The sequence below is a fragment of the Pseudomonas sp. B16(2017) genome (genome assembly GCF_002113205.1).
GTDB lineage: Bacteria > Pseudomonadota > Gammaproteobacteria > Pseudomonadales > Pseudomonadaceae > Aquipseudomonas > Aquipseudomonas pharyngis.
Genome location: NZ_NEKA01000029.1, coordinates 1 through 2,917 on the forward strand (window position 1 = coordinate 1; position 2,917 = coordinate 2,917).

The 2,917-nt window shown below is 63.8% G+C and carries 1 protein-coding gene; it reads left to right on the top strand.

What is annotated here, in order from left to right; genetic code table 11:
* Positions 1–2,917: RHS repeat-associated core domain-containing protein (locus CAG25_RS28055; protein WP_143515464.1), on the top strand; the 2,917-nt coding region annotated here is incomplete at both ends.

Below are 2,917 nucleotides of genomic sequence, written 5' to 3' on the forward strand. Positions count from 1 at the left end.
TGGGGTTTGGCTGGAGTCATTCGCTGGCGCATCGGCTGGAGATTGATGGCGCTTCGGTGGTCTGGGTCGACCATGAGAACCGGCGCACGCGGTTTCCGTTGCCGAGTGTCGAGCGGCCGGCCATTCACAACAGCTTGTCGCGGGCGGCGATCTTTTTGGGGGATGAGCCGGAGGAGTTGATCGTTGCGCTGGCGGGGGACGCTGCGCGGTTTTATCACTTTCGGGTTGGGCGTCTGACGGCTGTCAGCGATGCCTACGGTAACCGGTTGCGTATTACGCGGGATCGTCTGGATCGCGTTGAGCGCCTCGACAACGGCGCTGGTCGTTCGTTGTTGCTGCGCTATGAGCGAGCGCATCTGGTTGCGGTCGATTATCAGGTTTGGCGCGATGCGGTCTGGCGCACCGAGCAAACGCTGGCCAGCTACCGCTTTGATGCCCGCCATCGATTGATCGAGGCGTCGAACGCGGTCGGCGAGACTGAGCGTTACGACTACGACGACCAGCACGTCATCCTGCAACGGCAGCTGGCCGGCGGCGCGAGCTTCTTCTGGGAGTGGGAGCGTGCCGGCAAGGCAGCGCGTTGCGTGCGGCACTGGGCGTCGTTTTCGCAGATGGATACGCGTTACGTCTGGGATGACGCCGGCAGTGTCACGGTGCAGTACGTCGACGGCACTGAAGAAACCTACGTCCACGACGATACGGCGCGGCTGGTGCGTCAGGTCGCCGCCGATGGTGGCGAACAGCTCAAGGCCTACGACGCGCAGGGCCGGCTGATTGCCGAGCAGGATGCGCTGGGCGCGGTCACCGAATACCGCTATGACGACGCCGGGCGGCTGATCGCGCTGATTCCGCCGGACGATGCGCCGACGTCCTACGAATACCGCAACGGTTTCCTGCACAGCCGTTCGCGTGGCGATGCGGTGTGGACGTACCGGCGCAATGCCCAGGGTGATATCACCGAAGCGGTCGACCCGGATGGCCACGTCACCCATTACCACTACGACCCGCAGGGGCGGTTGCTGTCGGTCCGTTATCCGGATTCCGGTCGCCATGTGTTCATGTGGAATGACCTGGGCCAGTTGGTCGAGGAGAGCTTGCCGGACGGTGGGGTTCGGAAGTTTTCCTACGATCTTCAGGGGCGGCGGATTACTGCGCAGGACGAACACGGTGCGGTCACTCGCCACGCGTGGGACGCCGTTGGCCGGCTGATCCAGACCACCTCGCCGAATGGCGCCACCCGCGCCTGGTCCTACAGCGCCTACGGCCAGATCACCGCCGAACGCGATGAGCTGGGGCGCATCACCCGCTACGAATATGACGACGACCTGCATTTGGTCAGCCGCCGGATCAACCCCGACGGCACGCGGCTGCAGTACCGCTACGACCATGCGCAGCTGCTGCTGACGGAAATCGAGAACGAGTCGGGCGAAAAGTATCGGCTGGACTACACGCCCACCGGACTGATCCGACAGGAAACCGGCTTCGATGGCCGGCGTACGGCGTATGCCTACGACCGCAACGGCCACCTGCTGGAAAAGACCGAGTTCGGCGACGACGGCTCGACGCTGGTCACCACTTACCAGCGTGACAGCGCCGGGCGATTGCTGCTCAAGACCCTGCCGGACGGGGTCGAGGTCAGCTACCGCTATGACCGCCTCGGTCGACTGGTCGGCGTGGATGACGGCCAGGATCACCCGCTGGCCTTCGAATACGACCTGCAGGACCGGCTGGTGCGCGAGCATCAGGGCTGGGGCACCTTGCGTTACACCTACGACGCCTGCGGCCAACTCACTCGCATGCGTCTGCCGGACAACAGCAAGCTCGACTACCACTACGCCAAGGGCGGCGCGCTGACCGCGATCGACCTCAACGGCGCCTTGCTGACCCGCCACGTCTACCAGAACGGCCGCGAACAGCAACGCCAGCAAGGCCTGCTGCTCAGCGAATATGCCTACGACGAACAGGGCCGGTTGCGGGTTCATTCTGTTCATCAACATGACCGCGCGCTGTACCTGCGCCACTACAGTTACGCGGTCAATGGCAACCTGGCGTCTATCGCCGACAGTCGTCACGGTCAACGTAGCTATTACTACGACGCGCTCGACCGTCTGGCCAGCGTGCGCCACACCCGCGACGACCTGCCGGAAAACTTCGCCCACGACCCGGCCGGCAACCTGCTGATGCAGGACCGTCCGGGGCCGGCACAGATCAAGGGCAATCGCCTGCTGATGCAGGGCGACCGTCATTACGACTACGACGCCTTCGGCAACCTGATCCGCGAACGCCGCGGCCGCGCGCAACAACTTGTCACCGAATACCGCTACGACAGCCAGCACCGCCTGATCGGCCTGACCCGCCCCGACGGCACCAGCGCCAGCTACCAGTACGACGCCTTCGGCCGGCGCATCCGCAAGACCGTCAATGGCCAGACCACCGAGTTTTTCTGGCAAGGCGACCACCTGATCGCCGAAAGCAGTAAAGAACAACACCGCAGCTTCATCTACGAACCCGGCACCTTCCGCCCATTGGTCATGCTCGACGGCAAAGGCCCGAAACGCGCCTGCCCGTTCTACTACCAACTCGACCACCTCGGCACCCCGCAGGAACTGACCGACTACAGCGGCGACATCGTCTGGTCGGCCAAATACAGCGCCTACGGCAAGGTCACCTCACTGGAACTGGCGACCGAGGACTACCTGAACCAGCCACTGCGCTTTCAGGGGCAGTACTTCGATGACGAAAGCGGGCTGCATTACAACCGGCACCGGTATTACGACTCGGACGTGGGACGGTATCTGACGCCGGATCCGGTGAAGCTGGCGGGTGGACTGAACCAGTACCAGTACGTGCCGAATCCGACGGGGTGGGTGGATCCGTTGGGGTTGACCTCCAATTGTCCGCCGCCGAACAAGCCGGG